The organism is Bacillus sp. FSL K6-0993, assembly GCF_037977205.1.
Classification (GTDB): Bacteria; Bacillota; Bacilli; order Bacillales; family Bacillaceae; genus Bacillus; species Bacillus subtilis.
Genome location: NZ_CP150275.1, coordinates 983,605 through 1,000,305 on the forward strand (window position 1 = coordinate 983,605; position 16,701 = coordinate 1,000,305).

General features: G+C 43.6%; 13 protein-coding genes and 1 pseudogene. 7 read left to right on the top strand and 7 right to left on the bottom strand.

The genetic code is table 11. The annotated features are described in order from the left end of the window. Window positions 1-12: 12 nt before the first annotated feature. Window positions 13-255 carry a YhdB family protein gene (locus tag MHH79_RS05105; RefSeq protein WP_003233373.1) on the bottom strand — a complete coding sequence of 81 codons (243 nt, stop codon included), beginning with the start codon at window positions 253-255 and terminating at the stop codon, window positions 13-15. 200 nt (window positions 256-455) lie between these two features. Here MHH79_RS05105 and MHH79_RS05110 point away from each other — a divergent pair, with 200 nt between their 5' ends. Beyond that, window positions 456-779, top strand: coding sequence for a YqzG/YhdC family protein (locus MHH79_RS05110; protein WP_014476269.1), 324 nt, complete (start codon window positions 456-458; stop codon window positions 777-779). 41 nt (window positions 780-820) lie between these two features. On the opposite strand, the gene lytF is transcribed toward MHH79_RS05110, so the two are convergent. The 3 genes and pseudogenes from lytF to MHH79_RS05125 all read right to left on the bottom strand — a co-directional run bounded on the left by lytF (window position 821) and on the right by MHH79_RS05125 (window position 4,645). After that, window positions 821-2,284, bottom strand: coding sequence for a peptidoglycan endopeptidase LytF (gene lytF, locus MHH79_RS05115; protein ID WP_063334952.1), 1,464 nt, complete (start codon window positions 2,282-2,284; stop codon window positions 821-823). A 152-nt stretch (window positions 2,285-2,436) separates the two neighbouring features. Continuing rightward, window positions 2,437-2,877 (bottom strand): nitric oxide-sensing transcriptional repressor NsrR, encoded by a 441-nt coding sequence (gene nsrR, locus MHH79_RS05120; protein WP_063334953.1) that lies wholly within the window; start codon window positions 2,875-2,877, stop codon window positions 2,437-2,439. A gap of 107 nt (window positions 2,878-2,984) precedes the next feature. Continuing rightward, a pseudogene (locus MHH79_RS05125) lies at window positions 2,985-4,645 on the bottom strand (mechanosensitive ion channel). 30 nt (window positions 4,646-4,675) lie between these two features. On the opposite strand from MHH79_RS05125, the gene spoVR reads away from it, so the two are divergent. Next, window positions 4,676-6,082, top strand: a complete 1,407-nt coding sequence (spoVR, locus tag MHH79_RS05130) for a stage V sporulation protein SpoVR (protein WP_003233364.1) — start codon at window positions 4,676-4,678, stop codon at window positions 6,080-6,082. A 29-nt stretch (window positions 6,083-6,111) separates the two neighbouring features. On the opposite strand, the gene phoA is transcribed toward spoVR, so the two are convergent. Next, window positions 6,112-7,497 (bottom strand): alkaline phosphatase PhoA, encoded by a 1,386-nt coding sequence (phoA, locus tag MHH79_RS05135; RefSeq protein WP_080467285.1) that lies wholly within the window; start codon window positions 7,495-7,497, stop codon window positions 6,112-6,114. Between the two features lie 528 nt (window positions 7,498-8,025). Here phoA and lytE point away from each other — a divergent pair. After that, on the top strand, window positions 8,026-9,030 hold the full coding sequence (gene lytE / locus MHH79_RS05140; RefSeq protein WP_063334956.1) for a peptidoglycan endopeptidase LytE: 1,005 nt from the start codon (window positions 8,026-8,028) through the stop codon (window positions 9,028-9,030). Window positions 9,031-9,100: 70 nt separating this feature from the next. On the opposite strand, the gene citR is transcribed toward lytE, so the two are convergent. After that, window positions 9,101-9,976: a transcriptional regulator CitR gene (gene citR / locus MHH79_RS05145; RefSeq protein ID WP_003233357.1), complete on the bottom strand. Its 876-nt coding sequence runs from the start codon at window positions 9,974-9,976 to the stop codon at window positions 9,101-9,103. 108 nt (window positions 9,977-10,084) lie between these two features. Between citR and citA the strand changes: the two genes are divergently transcribed. From citA to MHH79_RS05165, 4 genes are all read left to right on the top strand, one after another. After that, a complete protein-coding gene (gene citA / locus MHH79_RS05150; RefSeq protein WP_063334957.1) occupies window positions 10,085-11,185 on the top strand; it encodes a citrate synthase CitA in 1,101 nt (366 codons plus the stop codon). A gap of 73 nt (window positions 11,186-11,258) precedes the next feature. Further along, window positions 11,259-12,128, top strand: coding sequence for an SDR family oxidoreductase (locus MHH79_RS05155; protein ID WP_015483011.1), 870 nt, complete (start codon window positions 11,259-11,261; stop codon window positions 12,126-12,128). Window positions 12,129-12,377: 249 nt separating this feature from the next. After that, window positions 12,378-13,775, top strand: a complete 1,398-nt coding sequence (gene bcaP, locus MHH79_RS05160; RefSeq protein WP_003233350.1) for a branched-chain amino acid transporter BcaP — start codon at window positions 12,378-12,380, stop codon at window positions 13,773-13,775. A 118-nt stretch (window positions 13,776-13,893) separates the two neighbouring features. Further along, window positions 13,894-15,249: a sodium-dependent transporter gene (locus MHH79_RS05165; protein ID WP_063334958.1), complete on the top strand. Its 1,356-nt coding sequence runs from the start codon at window positions 13,894-13,896 to the stop codon at window positions 15,247-15,249. Window positions 15,250-15,284: 35 nt separating this feature from the next. Here MHH79_RS05165 and MHH79_RS05170 read toward each other — a convergent pair whose 3' ends face one another. Next, complete coding sequence (locus MHH79_RS05170) at window positions 15,285-16,694, bottom strand: PLP-dependent aminotransferase family protein (RefSeq protein WP_340035023.1); 1,410 nt, start codon at window positions 16,692-16,694, stop codon at window positions 15,285-15,287. Window positions 16,695-16,701 lie beyond the last annotated feature (7 nt).

Genomic DNA, 16,701 nt, shown 5'->3' on the forward strand with positions numbered 1-16,701 from the left:
GCCGGGATTTGTTTATGTGAGAAGGGCTATTTGATCTTCATAAGTCAGCTCTGTGGCATGATCAATATAACGGAGAAGGGAATACAGCATCTTTTCTAAAACGGCGTAATCCTGTTCAAAATGATACGCATGCAGAAAATGCTCAATTCGTTTTGACAACAAATCGTCCTCTGTACGCACCATTAAAATTAATAAATTATCCCATTGAGAACGATGGGTGTAATAAAGCGCTTTATCGTAATCGGCATAATCCATGAATCGCTTCTCCTTTCTTGGATGAGAAGTTCATGATTAGTTTATGCCGCATCCTCTGTTATTGACGGGGCAAAACTTGGCGTCTGCGGCAGTAAAGGGGTAGCAATATGAGGGAGACATAAAATCCAAATGCCTGAATGAAGATATCGCTTTTGGTAAACCTATGAGGGAACATATTCTGGGTACAGGAGACTGAAAAAATGAAATCTCTGCCGTATACCATCGCGCTTCTTTTTTGCGGATTGATTATCGTGTCAATGGCTGCAAAAGGTCATTCAACGGACACAAACGAGTCCGTTCAAAAGTGGGAACAGCTTGCCTGGAGCAAAATTCAGGATGAATATAAGGGCGCTTCATTTTCTGATTATGCTTATATGGGGCGTACAGAGGTGAATGATCAGCAGACGAAAGATGTCTTTCGGGTGACAGTCAGACAGAAAGATGACACTTTTTCTGTTCGGGCCGAAGTCTATTTTCATCCGGTGACAAATCATATGATCAGCATCAACGTCTTTAGGCTCTAATAAAAAACTGTACAGCCGTTAAGGCCGCACAGTTTCTGTTTTTAGAAATATCGTTTTGCACCGAGATAGCGCTGTTTCCAGTAAGAGTTGTTCATATTGGAAATGACAACTCCGGAATCGTTGGCATTTATGAATTCCCCGTTGCCTAGGTAAATTCCGACGTGGGAAGGGCCGGCTTTATATGTTGTAAAGAAAACGAAATCTCCGACAGCAGGCTGGCTAACTGATTTCATTGTGTTCCAATATCCCGCTGCCGTTAATCTAGATACGGATGTGACTTTGTTCAGTACATAATAAATGAATCCGCTGCAGTCAAACCCGGACGGTGTCGTGCCTCCCCAGCGATACGGAACCCCAAGCTGCGCTTTAGCGGCCGAAATCATTGTGTTAATCTTCGCACTCGTTGAGCTGGTGTTGTTTGAAGAACCGGATGAAGACGATGATGAAGCTTTTCCGGAAATGACCAGCTTTTGGCCAACCTGCAAGACATCCGTTTTTAAATTGTTTTTCTCACGAATCTGCTGAGCTGTTACATTAAATTTTTGAGCAATCACCCATAAGGAATCACCGCTTTTCACCGTGTATGTAGTCGTCGTGCCGGAGCTTGCATTTGACGAAGAAGACGACGATGATGAAGAGCCTGAAGATGCTTCTTTACCTGTCAGCTTCAATACTTGTCCAACGTACAGCACATCTGATTTCAGATTGTTGATATTTCGGATTTGCTGTACAGTCAGGTTATAGTTGTTTGCGATTTTCCAAAGTGAATCTCCGCTTTTAACGGTATATTTAGTTGTTGCTGAAGTTTGGTTCGATTTGGATGAATTGTCTTTAGAAGACGTATCAGAGCCGCTTGATTTTGTTTTCAACACCTGATTCACGTAAATGGTGTCTGATTTTAAGTTGTTCAAGACCTTCAATTCAGCGATGGACATATTGACTTTGTTTGCAATTTTCCAAAGTGAATCTCCAAGCTGCACCTTATATGTTCCCGTAGAAGATGAAGAACTTGAACTCTTATTAGAACTGCTTTTTGAACTGGAGCTTGAACTCTTATTGGAACTGCTTTTTGTACTGGAACTTGAAGAAACAGTACCGGACACCTTTAATTTCTGCCCAGCACGAATTAAATCGCTGCTTAGTCCGTTTAATTTTTTCAGTTCCTGCACCGTCATTTTAAACTCATTTGCGATCAGCCAAAGTGAATCTCCGCTTTTCACTGTGTAAACAGAACTTCCGCTCTTCTTGGTTGTTGAGCTTGAAGTAGATGAAGAAGTGCTGGAATTGCTGCCTGGAATAGTAAGCGTCTGGCCGATCGACAGAACAGTAGTCGAAAGATGATTGGCGGATGTGAGGGCCGCCACACTTGTGTTATAGGTTTGGGCCAGTTTCCATAAAGAATCTCCGCTTTTGACCTTAATCGTTGCTGCTTCAGCTGGTGTCACTACTAAAGTTGTGCCGACAATCGCAGATGCTGTCAGCCCTGCTGCTAATTTCTTTTTCATCTTAGCTCTCCTTTTTCCCCCAATGATTTTGCATTTGCTGTTTCTTTTTTATATCGGCACATTTGTCTCATCGTTTTGCCTTTTTATAAAAATAGCCAAATTATCTTAACAATAAGGGGGAAAAAGGGCATAAAAAAAGAAGGAATCTTGATCTATTCCTTCATTTTTAAAAGCTTCATGATATCTTCTTTGTTTTTGACGAGGTCGCGCAGTGTGTATCTGTCTAAAACTGCGAGGTAGGCTAAAAGCGCTTCATTCAGCACATGTTTTAAGCCGCAAACCGGGGAAATAACACAGAGATTCTTGTTCGCATCAAAACATTCAACAATATTAAAATCGTCCTCCGTTTTTCTGACAACCTCACCGATGTTGATGTCTTCAGGTTCCATGCCTAATCGTATGCCGCCGCCCCGTCCGCGTATCGTTTCTACGTAGCCGAGCTGGCCAAGCCTGTATATGACTTTCATGAGATGATTTTTTGAAATAGAATACGTTTCGGCAATCTGTTTTATATTTGAAAGTTCTCCGGGACGCTCTGCAGCCAGAAAAATCAACACTCTTAATGAATAATCTGTATAATTGGTTAACTTCATAATAAGACCTCAGAATAAGACATTTTCTATATCTTATCATAATCGATTGAAAAATGAAAAAAAAGGAATTAAAAAAACATGCACCCAGCTGGGTGCATGTTTTTTGCTTACATGTCATTCGGCGGATTTTGGTTTTTACGGTTTTTTTCGATTTCTGCATTTTGCATTTTGCGTTCAAATGTAGACAGATAACGTGATGCAAAATCCTTACCGCCAAGGCCGAAGGATAAACCGAAAGCGAGTCCGAAGCCGCTAAGAACGATGATGAACGCGGAATTGACGATTGTCGCAGCGACACCAAGCTGATCCAGGGCCATAAAGAAAGCAAGTGCGATAATCGTATATTTAGCAATAGGCGCTAAAGACTTGAATTCCTGGCCTTTTATCATGCTTGCGAGCACTTTTCTCACCAATTCTCCTGCGTAAAGGCCGAGTCCGAGAATGAATACGGCGACAAGGACATTCGGCAGATACGCGATGATGCCAGTGGCAATTTCTACGAGGAAGTGCAGCCGAACAATTTGAAGCGCCTCAGCTGTAAAGAGCAGAATGACAATGATTTGCGCAATCATACCGACAACTTGAGACAAGGACAGCTTTGCAGGCGTTCCGGCTTCCATGCCCATTTTCCCTAAGACAGAATCAAAGCCTGCGCGATGGAGCAGTCCGGACACCATGGATTTCACCCATTTTCCTGCCCAGATACCCGCTAAAACAAGCACGATGGCAATCAAGATGTTCGGAAGCATGTTTAAAATCGTATTCAGCATAGAGACAGCCGGTTTTGAAATGCCAGCGACATCCAGCTGATCAAGCGCTGAAATGACCACCGGAATCATAATCAGCACATAAGCGATTGTTCCGATGACTGCTGAAAGGCTTGTATCTTTTAAGTAAATTGATAAACCCATACGTGCCGCGAATCTCTCCGTGCCGATGCTCGCAAGGAAATTCGTAATGATACCACGAACAAGGCGGGCAACAAGCCAGCCGATTAATACGATAAGCGCCGCTGCAAATAATTTCGGCAGAAAAGCGAGCACGCTTTCCATCATATTTGTAAAAGGACCTGAAATGCCGCTGATTTTCAAAGAAGATAAGACCCCTGGCAGAAAAACAAGCAGCACGAGATAAAAGACAATTTGTGAAGCGGTATTGACAGCCTGGTGAATATCTTTTCCTTCAGACACCAAATTCCACTTGCGCAGTTTGTCACTCGTGTTCAGCTTCATCCCGATTTTTTTGACAAGGAAGCTCAAAACAGAGGCTGCAGCCCATCCTAACAGCAGAATGAGTCCGGCTTTCAGCACGCTTGGAATCGCCGCTGCAATCGCCGAAAGCATACTGACAAACGGCGATGCCACTGTTGTCAGGTGCAAAATGTTAAAGAATAAAATAAAGACGATGATCAGTGCGATAAAATAAACGACCTTGCTTATGACTTTTTCTGAGGAATAGCGTGAAGGCTTTTTCCCAGCAAAGAGCTTGTCGTCGATTTTTGTTTTGCTGAGCCCTTTGTATACCGCTTTTTCAATGATTTTAGCGATAGCCCATCCGATTAATAGGACGAGTAAAGCAATGATTACGTTTGGCAGCTTACTGAGATAAGAAGAAAGCACGTCTGCTACATTCAATTGGTATCGCTCCTTTTTTTCGTAGTATGGTGTGTGTTTACCCACTGATCCAATAAGCAAACAGCTGAATGTGCCGGGGGAATTTTTTTCTGCCTGAGTGAGGCTATCATCTTTTGTCTGGCGGGCTCATACATTATAGATAAGTCCAAGTAGGGGGGATTCGGTTGAACGCGGAGGAGAAGAAGGGATTACAGCGGGCAATTGAGGAAATTACCGAAATTGCAAAAGGATTCGGCCTTGATTTCTACCCGATGAGATATGAAATCTGCCCGGCTGAAATTATTTATACATTTGGCGCGTACGGGATGCCGACAAGATTCAGCCACTGGAGCTTCGGCAAGCAGTTTCACAAGATGAAGCTGCACTATGATCTAGGGTTAAGCAAGATCTATGAGCTGGTCATTAACTCAGATCCATGCTACGCTTTTTTGCTGGACAGCAACTCACTGATCCAAAATAAATTGATTGTCGCACACGTTCTTGCCCATTGCGATTTCTTCAAAAACAACTGCCGTTTCCAAAACACGAAGCGCGATATGGTGGAAAGCATGGCGGCAACGGCTGAACGGATAAAACACTATGAACAGGTTCACGGGATTAAAGAAGTCGAATCTTTTTTAGATGCGATCCTTTCGATTCAGGAGCATATCGATCCGTCGTTGGTCCGACCAAAGCTCCAATGGAGTGTGGATGATGAGGAAGAGGAGATTGAAGAGGCAGCCACGCCTTACGATGATCTATGGTCTTTGGATGAAAAGAAGCCGAAAAAACAAGTGAAAAAATCGAAAAAACCGTTCCCGCCGCGGCCTGAAAAAGATATCCTGCTTTTTATCGAGGAGCATTCCCGGGAGCTGGAGCCATGGCAGCGTGATATATTAACGATGATGAGAGAGGAAATGCTTTATTTCTGGCCTCAGCTGGAAACCAAGATTATGAATGAGGGCTGGGCTTCCTATTGGCACCAGCGAATTATACGTGAGCTTGATTTAACCTCTGATGAAGCGATCGAGTTCGCCAAGCTGAATGCAGGTGTCGTTCAGCCGTCCAAAACAGGCATTAATCCTTATTATTTAGGGCTGAAAATATTTGAAGACATTGAAAAGAGGTACAACAACCCGACGGAGGAAATGAAGAAAATGGGCGTGCAGCCTGACTCCGGCCGGGAGAAAATGTTTGAGGTCAGGGAGATTGAATCCGATATCTCTTTCATCCGCAATTATTTAACCAAAGAATTGGTCATGCGCGAGGATCTTTATTTGTTTCAAAAACAGGGCCGAGATTATAAAATCATCGATAAACAGTGGAAGTCGGTGCGCGACCAGCTCGTAAGCATGCGGGTAAATGGCGGTTTTCCATATTTGACAGTAAACGACGGCGATTATATGAAAAATAACGAGCTCTATATTAAGCATTGGTATGAGGGAATAGAGTTAGATTTGAAATATTTGGAGAAAGTGCTCCCTTATTTATTCCAGCTTTGGGGAAGAAGCGTGCACATTGAGTCTGTGCTTGAGGATAAGGAAGTCATGTTTTCGTACGACGGAAAAGGTGTTCACCGCAGATATTTATAAAAAAGAGGATGCAGCGTTCTGCATCCTTTTTATTTTCCAGTTTTTAAAATCTTAAATATGATGTTTGCCTGGTCCGTATTGTTAATCAATCCGCGGAATTTTTCTTTTCCGGGGCCGTACGCGTATACCGGTACTTCTTCGCCGGTATGATCGGTACTCGTCCATCCGCTGTTGGAGCGGGTATTAAAAATCTTGATGATAGCTTTGTAGGCCCCTTTGCTTTTGTCAGCCTGTGCAGCTGCTTCAACGCTTTTGATTTCTTCAGATGTGAATTTCAGATTGGCATAGCGGGCGAGCACATCTTTAACCGGCTTGCCTTCACTGATTTTTTTGGCCATGAATTCAGGTGTTTTCTTAGCGGAGAGAATCGGTTCTGCGTGCCAATTCTTTTCCCCGTTTGCGCCAATGGTAAAGCCGCCGGTTGTATGGTCAGCAGCTGCAATCACAAGTGTATGTTTGTCTTTTTTCGCAAATTCAATCGCGGCTTTATAGGCCTGTTCAAAATCTTTAACCTCGCTCATGGCTCCTACGGTATCATTGTCATGGGCCGCCCAGTCAATCTGGCTCCCTTCGACCATCAAGAAAAATCCTTTTTTATTTTGGTTCAGGCGATCAATTGCTGAAACCGTCATTTCTTTGAGAGACGGTGTTTTACTGTCACGGTCGAGCGCTTTAGCAAGCCCTCCATCTGCGAAAAGCCCGAGCACCTGCTGATCTTTATTTTTTTTCAATGCTTGTTTCGTTGTCACATAGCTGTAGCCGGCTTGTTTGAATTCCTTTGTCAAGTTTCTGTCCTTGCGGTTAAAATAAGATTTTCCGCCGCCGAGCAGCACGTCTATTTTATGTTTGCCTTTTATTTTGTCATCCATATAGCTGTTGGCGATTTGGTCCATGTTTTTCCGTGATTCATTGTGGGCGCCATATGCGGCTGGAGTGGCGTGGTTAATTTCAGACGTGGCGACAAGCCCTGTTGACTTGCCTTGCTGTTTGGCCTCTTCAAGTACAGATTTCACTTTTTTTCCATTTTTATCGACGCCAATTGCATTGTTGTATGTCTTAACGCCTGTCGCTAATGCTGTTCCGGCTGCTGCTGAATCTGTAATATTATAGTCAGGGTCATCCGGATGCGTCATCATCATGCCTGTCAGGTTCCGGTCAAATTCTGTTAACTTCGGGTTATTCGGTGTGTCACCGTTATTTTTCATGGAACGGTAGGCTCTTATGTAAGGCGTCCCCATGCCGTCGCCTATCATCACAATGACATTTCTGATCTCAGCTTTGTCTTGTTTTTTGGCGCTGGCCTTTTCTGTTTGCTGCAGCTCAGCTCCGGCAAAAATTCCAGCTGTAAGGACAGAAACAGCGGCGATTGGCAGAAATTTTGATTTCATTTTTTGAAACAAATTCATTTTTTTCATGCCTCCTTTAATGTATTCCGTTTATCATGTTAGGGAAATTTTGTTAAATATGGCTGTTGATCATGTAAACAATAAGTAAAGCCTTGTAAGGAAATGAAAAAACACTTTTCGTTATCTTGCCTTATTTGATGTAAAGCATTCATTTTTCAGAAAAATCTTTACCTCTCTGTCTTTGCATGATATGTTTGTTTAAATAAAAAAACTGCGGATAACCGCAGCTCTCCTCGAATATTCTTTATCACTCATTTTCCGGTATGTGAGCCGACCCCGAAAGTTTTTCATTTATTTCCTTTATGTTGAAAAACATCCCATAAAACATGACAAAAGCACTCATTTTTTGTCACCTTTGCAACGAAAATGAAATATTTAATACCCTTAAAAACTTTTTTTTAGAACGAATAATTAAGAAATTTGTCACATGAAGTCAAGACTATTTCTGATGGGAATCTATCCTTATAATAGAAATCAATAAGAATAATTAAAAAAAAGAGATACATATATATAGAGTTAACATTTGGGGAGGAAAATATGAAAAAGCAAATCATTACAGCTACGACAGCAGTTGTTTTAGGATCGACGTTATTTGCAGGAGCGGCATCTGCACAAAGCATTAAGGTGAAAAAAGGCGACACGTTATGGGATCTTTCAAGAAAATACGACACAACGATCAGTAAAATTAAATCAGAGAACCACCTTCGTTCAGACATTATTTACGTGGGACAAACTTTATCGATTAACGGCAAATCTACAAGTTCAAAAAGCAGCAGTTCTTCTTCCTCTTCTTCTACATACAAAGTAAAGAGCGGGGACAGCCTTTGGAAAATTTCAAAAAAATACGGCATGACAATCAATGAACTGAAGAAGCTGAATGGCTTAAAATCAGATTTGCTTCGTGTTGGACAAGTCCTGAAACTGAAAGGTTCAACTAGTTCAAGCAGCTCCAGCTCATCAAAAGTGTCATCATCTTCCACTTCTACTTATAAAGTGAAGAGCGGAGACAGCCTTTCTAAAATTGCGAGCAAATACGGCACTACGGTTAGCAAATTAAAAAGCTTAAACGGCTTAAAATCAGATGTAATCTATGTCAACCAAGTATTGAAGGTGAAAGGAACAAGCACAAGCAGCTCAAAACCTGCTTCATCTTCATCATCTTCAAGCAGCAAAACGTCATCTACATCACTTAATGTGAGCAAACTGGTTTCTGATGCAAAAGCGTTAGTCGGAACGCCATATAAATGGGGCGGAACGACAACTTCCGGCTTTGACTGCAGCGGATTCATTTGGTACGTACTGAATAAACAAACAAGTGTGGGCAGAACAAGCACTGCAGGATACTGGAGTTCTATGAAGAGCATTGCCAGCCCGTCTGTTGGTGATTTCGTCTTCTTCACAACATATAAATCCGGCCCTTCTCACATGGGGATTTACATTGGAAACAACAGTTTCATTCATGCAGGGTCTGACGGCGTACAAGTCAGCAGCCTGAACAACAGCTACTGGAAGCCTCGTTACCTCGGTGCGAAAAGATTCTAATTTTTAGAGAAAACCCGTTCATTGGAACGGGTTTTTTTCATTAGGCGGAGCACAGGCGTTTTGGTTGCTCCTAAAAATGAAAATGTGATAAAAAATCCAAGAATTTTTTTTCTTTCTTATTTTCATAAAGGGCAATCGCGTAAGCGCCGGCATAGGGCAGCTGTACAGACTGATAAGGAATTCTGATCATCTGTTTCTCTGCTAACTCACGCTTTACTGTAGATAAAGGCAGAAATGAAACTCCGAGTCCTTCCTTGATAAACCGTTTCGTTATATGTGTTTGAGTGACCTTCATTGTTCTCACAAATGGAAATGTCATTCTGACTTGACGGAGCAAGTCGTCCCAGTAATCAGGATGATTGTGGGTCAAAAGCAGGTATTGTTCGAGCACCTCTTTGGCATCAATTTCGTTGTCTTCTATGAAACGCTTATCGGGCGGGGCAACAAGGACGACAGGGTCTTTGTATAAGCAGTGGCAGCTTAAAGAAGAAGACTGTACTTTTAAACAGCTTAGTCCGATATCTGCTTCCCCGGCTTTAATCAGTGACGCGATTTCCGCTGATTCGAAAATCGTAACCGCCATTTCTGTTTCCGTATTCATTGCTGTGTACCGCTTCATGACAGAAGGAAGCACTGTATCTGCAATAAGCGGAGAAACCGCGAGCTGTAAGGTTTGAGAGTAGCCTTGTCTCACTCTGTGAAGCTCTGCCATGCTGTTTTCATAATCATCAAGAAGCCTGAGCGCATACGGCAAATACGCCCTGCCTTCATCAGTCAGCTGGATTTGCCTGCCTTTACGCTCGAACAGCTTGCAGCTGATTTCTTTTTCTAATTGCTTGATATGTACGGTCACAGTGGGCTGAGATAAGAAAAGCGTTTCCGCCGTTTTTCGGAAGTTTTCATATTTTGCAGCGGTCACAAAGGTGTGAAGCCATTTGAAATCCATTTCTATTCTCCCTCTGATTAATATTTTTAATTAATTCCCTTTAAAATATTCATTATTTTTTAAATATTATATTTACTATAATAACAGAAAAGGATAGGGGGAATACAAATGGTACATTACGGATTAAAGGGAATTACATGTGTGGAAACATCCATCAGCCATATTGATGGTGAAAAAGGGCGTCTGATTTACAGAGGACATCATGCAAAAGACATCGCACTGAATCACAGCTTTGAAGAAGCGGCTTATTTGATTTTATTTGGAAAACTGCCTTCAACTGAAGAATTGCAGGTATTTAAAGATAAGCTGGCTGCGGAACGGAACCTTCCGGAACACATTGAGCGCTTGATTCAATCACTGCCAAACAACATGGACGATATGTCGGTGCTGAGAACGGTTGTTTCAGCATTGGGGGAAAATACGTACACATTCCATCCGAAAACAGAAGAAGCAATCCGGCTGATTGCAATCACGCCTTCCATCATTGCATACAGAAAAAGATGGACGCGCGGTGAACAAGCAATTGCACCTTCTTCCCAGTACGGACATGTCGAAAACTACTATTATATGCTCACAGGCGAACAGCCTTCAGAGGCAAAAAAGAAAGCGCTTGAAACCTATATGATTCTGGCCATGGAGCACGGCATGAACGCATCCACTTTTTCGGCACGAGTCACGTTATCAACAGAGAGTGATTTAGTGTCAGCCGTCACGGCTGCTCTCGGCACGATGAAAGGTCCGCTGCACGGAGGCGCTCCTTCTGCGGTGACAAAAATGCTTGAAGACATTGGAGAAAAAGAACATGTTGAAGCATATCTAAAAGAAAAACTCGAAAAAGGAGAGCGCTTGATGGGATTCGGCCACAGGGTGTACAAAACAAAAGACCCGCGGGCAGAAGCTTTGAGACAGAAAGCAGAACAGGTGGCCGGCAATGACCGTGATCTTGATCTTGCGCTGCATGTAGAAGCAGAAGCGATTCGTTTGCTAGAAATCTACAAACCGGGACGTAAGCTGTACACAAATGTTGAATTTTACGCAGCTGCAGTGATGAAGGCCATCGATTTTGACGATGAATTGTTTACTCCGACCTTTTCAGCAAGCCGAATGGTAGGGTGGTGCGCCCATGTACTGGAACAGGCAGAAAACAACATGATTTTCCGCCCGTCAGCGCAATATACCGGTGCCATTCCCGAGGAAGTTCTTTCATAACATATTTTGGCGTTTATTCATTTCTATCGTGTGGTAACGTTCAGTATCAACCACATGTCTAGGAGTGATGAATGTGAACCCAATGGACAGACAAACAGAAGGACAAGAACCGCAGCATCAGGACAGACAGCCGGGCATTGAGTCAAAAATGAATCCGCTGCCGCTGTCAGAGGACGAGGATTATCGAGGAAGCGGAAAACTGAAAGGAAAAGTTGCGATCATTACTGGAGGCGACAGCGGAATAGGGAGAGCAGCAGCTATTGCCTTTGCTAAAGAGGGGGCTGATATCTCCATTCTATACTTAGACGAGCATTCGGACGCAGAGGAAACACGTAAACGGATCGAAAAGGAGAATGTCCGCTGCCTGCTTATCCCGGGAGATGTCGGGGATGAGAACCATTGTGAACAAGCTGTGCAGCAAACAGTGGACCATTTTGGTAAACTCGATATCTTGGTGAACAACGCCGCTGAACAGCATCCCCAGGACAGCATTCTCAATATTTCAACAGAACAGCTGGAAAAAACCTTTCGCACAAATATTTTTTCCATGTTTCATATGACGAAGAAAGCTTTGCCTCACCTGCAAGAGGGGAGTGCCATTATTAATACGACATCGATTACCGCTTATGAAGGGGATACGGCGTTAATTGATTATTCTAGCACAAAGGGTGCGATTGTCTCCTTTACGCGTTCCATGGCGAAGTCGCTTGCAGATAAAGGCATCAGAGTGAATGCGGTGGCGCCCGGTCCGATTTGGACACCGCTTATTCCGGCGACATTCCCTGAGGAAAAAGTGAAACAGCATGGCTTGGATACCCCAATGGGAAGACCGGGACAGCCGGTTGAGCATGCAGGCGCCTATGTTCTGCTGGCGTCTGACGAATCTTCCTATATGACAGGGCAGACCATTCATGTGAATGGCGGCCGTTTTATTTCAACGTAATCAACGAAAAACCAGCTCCAGAGCTGGTTTTTTTGTATGGTAAAAAATTTCAAAATAAAAAATTTGTCGATTTTTCTAACAATTTTGTTTTCATTTTTGCAATTTTATATATAATATTGAGTAGGAGAAAGGAATGATTCGCGACCAGTACAAATATAGTAGAAAAAAAGAAAAATGACCATTGTTGCTCATGAATTCAGAAAATTCAAATAAAATATATAAAAATAGATGATCGGGAGTTGAAGGGGAATGAAAGGGAGCGTTTTTAGGAAGAAAAGCATTCAGGATTTAATCGCTGCGACGAGCGGGGAAAAATCTTTAAAAAGAGAATTAGGGGCATTTGATTTAACGTTGCTTGGAATCGGCGCCATTATTGGCACAGGGATTTTTGTTCTGACGGGAACAGGTGCAGTCACGGCCGGTCCCGGGCTGACGATTTCATTTGTTGTGGCGGCGCTGGCTTGTTTATTCGCCGCCCTGTCTTACGCGGAATTTGCGTCAAGTGTGCCTGTTTCAGGTTCGGTATATACATTCACTTATGCGACATTGGGAGAGCTTATGGCCTTTATTATCGGGTGGGATTTAATTTTAGAATACATGCTGGCGGTAAGTGCAGTGTCGGTCGGCTGGTCTGGTTATTTCCAATCGTTTTTATCAGGGCTCGGCATTCATCTTCCGGTTGCTTTAACAGCGGCACCGGGCGCAGTGAAAGGCACCTTTACCCTGTTTAATCTTCCTGCATTCGTCATTGTAATGGCGATCACATATTTGCTTTATTTAGGCATCAAAGAATCAAAAAGAGTCAACAATATCATGGTTATCTTGAAGATACTGGTTGTTCTGCTGTTTATCGCGGTGGCAGCCGTTTACGTGAAGCCGCACAACTGGCAGCCGTTTATGCCAATGGGCTTTGGCGGCGTGTTCAGTGCAGCGGCGCTCGTATTCTTTGCTTTTATCGGATTTGACGCTGTATCCTCTGCTGCGGAAGAAACGAAAAATCCCGCGAAGGATCTGCCTAAAGGCATTATTTTCTCTTTATTGGTCTGCACGATTTTATATGTCACCGTATCAGCGATCATGACTGGGGTTATCCCGTTTGCTCAATTTGCGGGTGTGGATCATCCGGTTTCTCTAGTTCTTCAAAGCGCAGGGCAAAATTGGGTGGCAGGCATCATTGATATTGGCGCCGTGCTGGGAATGACAACAGTTATGCTCGTGATGCTTTACGGGCAGACCCGCGTCATGTTTGCCATGTCGCGTGACGGGCTTGTGCCGGGTTCACTTTCTAAAGTGCATCCAAAGCACAAAACACCTTATGTAGCCACTTGGTTTTTCGGAACGATGTCGGCGCTTCTCGGCTCACTTGTTCCGCTGGATGAACTTGCAAAGCTGGTGAACATCGGGACGCTGTCGGCATTTGTACTGATTTCTGTGGCAGTTATCGTTTTGAGAAAGAAGCAACCGGATCTTCCGAGAGCCTTTAAATGCCCGGGAGTTCCGTTTATCCCAGGCCTGGCGATTCTGTTCTGCCTGTTCTTGATTTTAAATCTGGGGTGGGTGACGATTGTTCGCTTCCTAGTGTGGCTGTTAATCGGCTTGGTAATCTATTTCCTGTATTCAAGAAAGCATTCAAAATTAAATCAATAACTTTTTGATAAAGAGAGCGGCCATACAGGCCGCTCTCTTTTCTGTTCTTGGCAAATGAATCTATAGAAATGAAGACAAAAATAAGAGATAATATAGGCTGGAAAGGAAGTGACGTTTATTGTCTGAGCAAAAACCAGTCCAATGGGCTTCGAAAATCGGTTTCGTCATGGCAGCGGCCGGCTCGGCTATCGGCTTGGGCGCGATTTGGAAGTTCCCTTACGTAGCGGGGACCAATGGGGGAGGAGCCTTTTTTCTTATCTTCGTGTTATTTACCATCCTCTTAGGCTATCCGCTTTTGGTGGGGGAATTTATTTTTGGAAGACGGAACCAGACGAATGCCATTGATGCATATAAAAAAGAAGCGCCGCGATCAGCTTGGTTTCTTACAGGGTGGATCGGCGTAGCCGCGTGTTTCTTAGTGCTGTCGTTTTACAGTGTAATCGGGGGATGGATTTTGCTGTATATCGTGAAAACAGCGTCAGGATCACTGTCCGGGCTTTCTCAAGCACAGTATGGCGCTCTTTTTGCTTCTATTATCCAAAATCCGGTGCAGACGCTCGCGGCTCAGCTTGTCTTTATGGCACTGACTGTACTCGTTGTCGCAAGAGGGGTTCAAAAAGGGATTGAACGGGTCAGCGCGGTGATGATGCCAATTTTGTTTTTATTGTTTATTCTGCTCGTTCTTCGGTCTCTTACGCTTAATGGTGCAATGGAAGGCGTAAAGTTTCTGCTTGTGCCTCATTTCGGCGATCTGACTCCGGAATCCATATTATTCGCGCTGGGACAGGCCTTCTTTACGTTAACACTGGGGGTTTCGGTGATGGTGACCTACAGCTCCTATTTGCCGAAAACACAAAATATCCCTCGTTCGGCAGCCTCCATTGTCTTGATGAATATCATTGTGACACTCTTGGCAGGTTTGGCTATTTTTCCGGCGGTTTTCTCATTCGGTTTTCAGCCAAATGAAGGACCGACATTGCTGTTTACAGTGCTTCCGGCCGTTTTTGAACAGCTTCCGTTCGGCACGTTGTTTTTTATCGGCTTTCTCGTTGCATTTTTATTTGCAGCCTTAACCTCAGCATTTTCGATGGTTGAAATTATCGTTGCCACAATCGGAAAAGGGGACGAAAAGAAAAGAAAAAAACTGTCATGGACGAGCGGGCTTTTGATCTTTTTGGTCGGAATCCCATGCTGCTTGTCTTATGGCGTATTGAGTGATGTGCACCTATTTGGCAAAACGTTTTTTGATATTGCCGATTTTACCGTCAGCAATGTTTTAATGCCTTCAGGCGCTCTGTTAATTTCTCTATTTATCCCGCTGAAAATTTCGAAAAGCGAACTCTTATCTGAAATGCGAAATGGATCAAATGCAGGTAAAGCATTCTTTTACACGTGGTTTTATTTGCTTCGTTTTATCGTGCCGCTTGCCATTATTATCGTGTTCTTAAATTTAATCGGAATTTTATCATTTTAAAAAAACAGGCTCCGTTTCTGGGGCCTGTTTTTTATTTAATAAGATGATATCAATGGTGCCCATGCCGTTTTCAGTTTTTGGATGCCGAGCCTGATGTCCTCTTCTGACAAACCGCCATAACCGATTAAGACAGAAGCAAAAGGCGTCTGTTCTTTATATGAGGGAGACACGGGATAGATGGTTACACCGTGGTCTGCGGCTGCTTGTATTGCTTCTTCCTCACTTGCTGGAAACAAAAGGCGCAGCAGAATGTGAAGCCCCGAGTTTTTACCGAGAATCTCAACGGTGTTTCCTAGTTCAGAGCGGATGGCTTCTAACAGGACAGCGTGTTTTTTTCGGTATAAGCTTCTCATTCTATTTATGTGTTTTTGCCACTCTCCGGTTTCGATGAAGTCTGCCAGTGCCAATTGCGAGTGAACAGAGACGGTCTGCTTCATTAACTGAGCGTTGTTTTTGATTGGTTCCATGAGTTCAGGGGGCATAATCATGAAGCTGAGCCGCAAAGAAGGCAGAAGTGACTTTGAAAAAGTGCCCAGATATATGACTCTGCCATTCGGATCAAGACCCTGTAAAGACGGAATGGGATGGCCGCTGTAGCGAAATTCTCCATCGTAATCATCTTCTATAATGAATGAATTTGTTTCTGCCGCCCATGCCAGCAGCTCCTGTCTGCGGGTAATCGTCATAATGGTCCCAATCGGAAACTGATGCGAAGGAGTCGTATACATGAGATAAGGATTCTGACGGTAGAGCTCATCTGGCAGGACGCCTTCTGCATCAGAACAAATCGGAGTGACATCCATGTGATTTGCTTCAAACATCCTTCTTGAACGGTGAAAGCCCGGTTCTTCAAAGCCGATTTTTGTACCTGGCTTTAGCGAAAGGCAAAGAATTTGCAGAAGCACGGTGGTTCCTGCGCCGATGATAATCTGGCCGGGTTCGCAATTTACTCCCCGAGACAGCTTGACGAATCGGGCAATCATGTGCCTGAGTTCGTATTCTCCTTGAGGGTCGCCAGAGGTGTGAAACGATCCGGAATAGCGATCAAGACTTTTTACTATGCTTTTTCTCCATGCGTTAAAGGGAAAGAGGGTCGGATCAACGTTGCCCTGATGGAAGTCAATAGCAGGTGCGTTCTTTTCATGTAATCCCGGCTGTACAGACTGCTGGAAATGGTCAGGAGCCGTCGGGAAGCATGGTTCTACTTCCGTCGCGAACCAGCCGATTTTCGGCTTGCTTTTGACATAGCCCTCAGCAGTTAATTGCTCGTAAGCTCGTTCTATAGTTGCCGTGCTGACATCGAGCAAACTGGAGAGCCTGCGTTTTGACGGAAGTCTTGTTCCCTTTGTTATTCGCGCATGTGAAATTTCTTGTTTAAAAAAGGTATAAAGCTGCTCATACAGCGGTGTTTTGCTCTTTTTATCAAGAAACGGCGTAATATCCATCTCATGT

Bases quoted from the DNA above. Each gene is read 5' to 3' on its own strand.
- MHH79_RS05105 (WP_003233373.1), bottom strand. From the start codon at position 255: ATGGATTATGCCGATTACGATAAAGCGCTTTATTACACCCATCGTTCT.
- MHH79_RS05110 (WP_014476269.1), top strand. From the start codon at position 456: ATGAAATCTCTGCCGTATACCATCGCGCTTCTTTTTTGCGGATTGATT.
- lytF (WP_063334952.1), bottom strand. From the start codon at position 2,284: ATGAAAAAGAAATTAGCAGCAGGGCTGACAGCATCTGCGATTGTCGGC.
- nsrR (WP_063334953.1), bottom strand. From the start codon at position 2,877: ATGAAGTTAACCAATTATACAGATTATTCATTAAGAGTGTTGATTTTT.
- phoA (WP_080467285.1), bottom strand. From the start codon at position 7,497: ATGAAAAAAATGAATTTGTTTCAAAAAATGAAATCAAAATTTCTGCCA.
- lytE (WP_063334956.1), top strand. From the start codon at position 8,026: ATGAAAAAGCAAATCATTACAGCTACGACAGCAGTTGTTTTAGGATCG.
- citR (WP_003233357.1), bottom strand. From the start codon at position 9,976: ATGGATTTCAAATGGCTTCACACCTTTGTGACCGCTGCAAAATATGAA.
- citA (WP_063334957.1), top strand. From the start codon at position 10,085: ATGGTACATTACGGATTAAAGGGAATTACATGTGTGGAAACATCCATC.
- bcaP (WP_003233350.1), top strand. From the start codon at position 12,378: ATGAAAGGGAGCGTTTTTAGGAAGAAAAGCATTCAGGATTTAATCGCT.
- MHH79_RS05170 (WP_340035023.1), bottom strand. From the start codon at position 16,694: ATGGATATTACGCCGTTTCTTGATAAAAAGAGCAAAACACCGCTGTAT.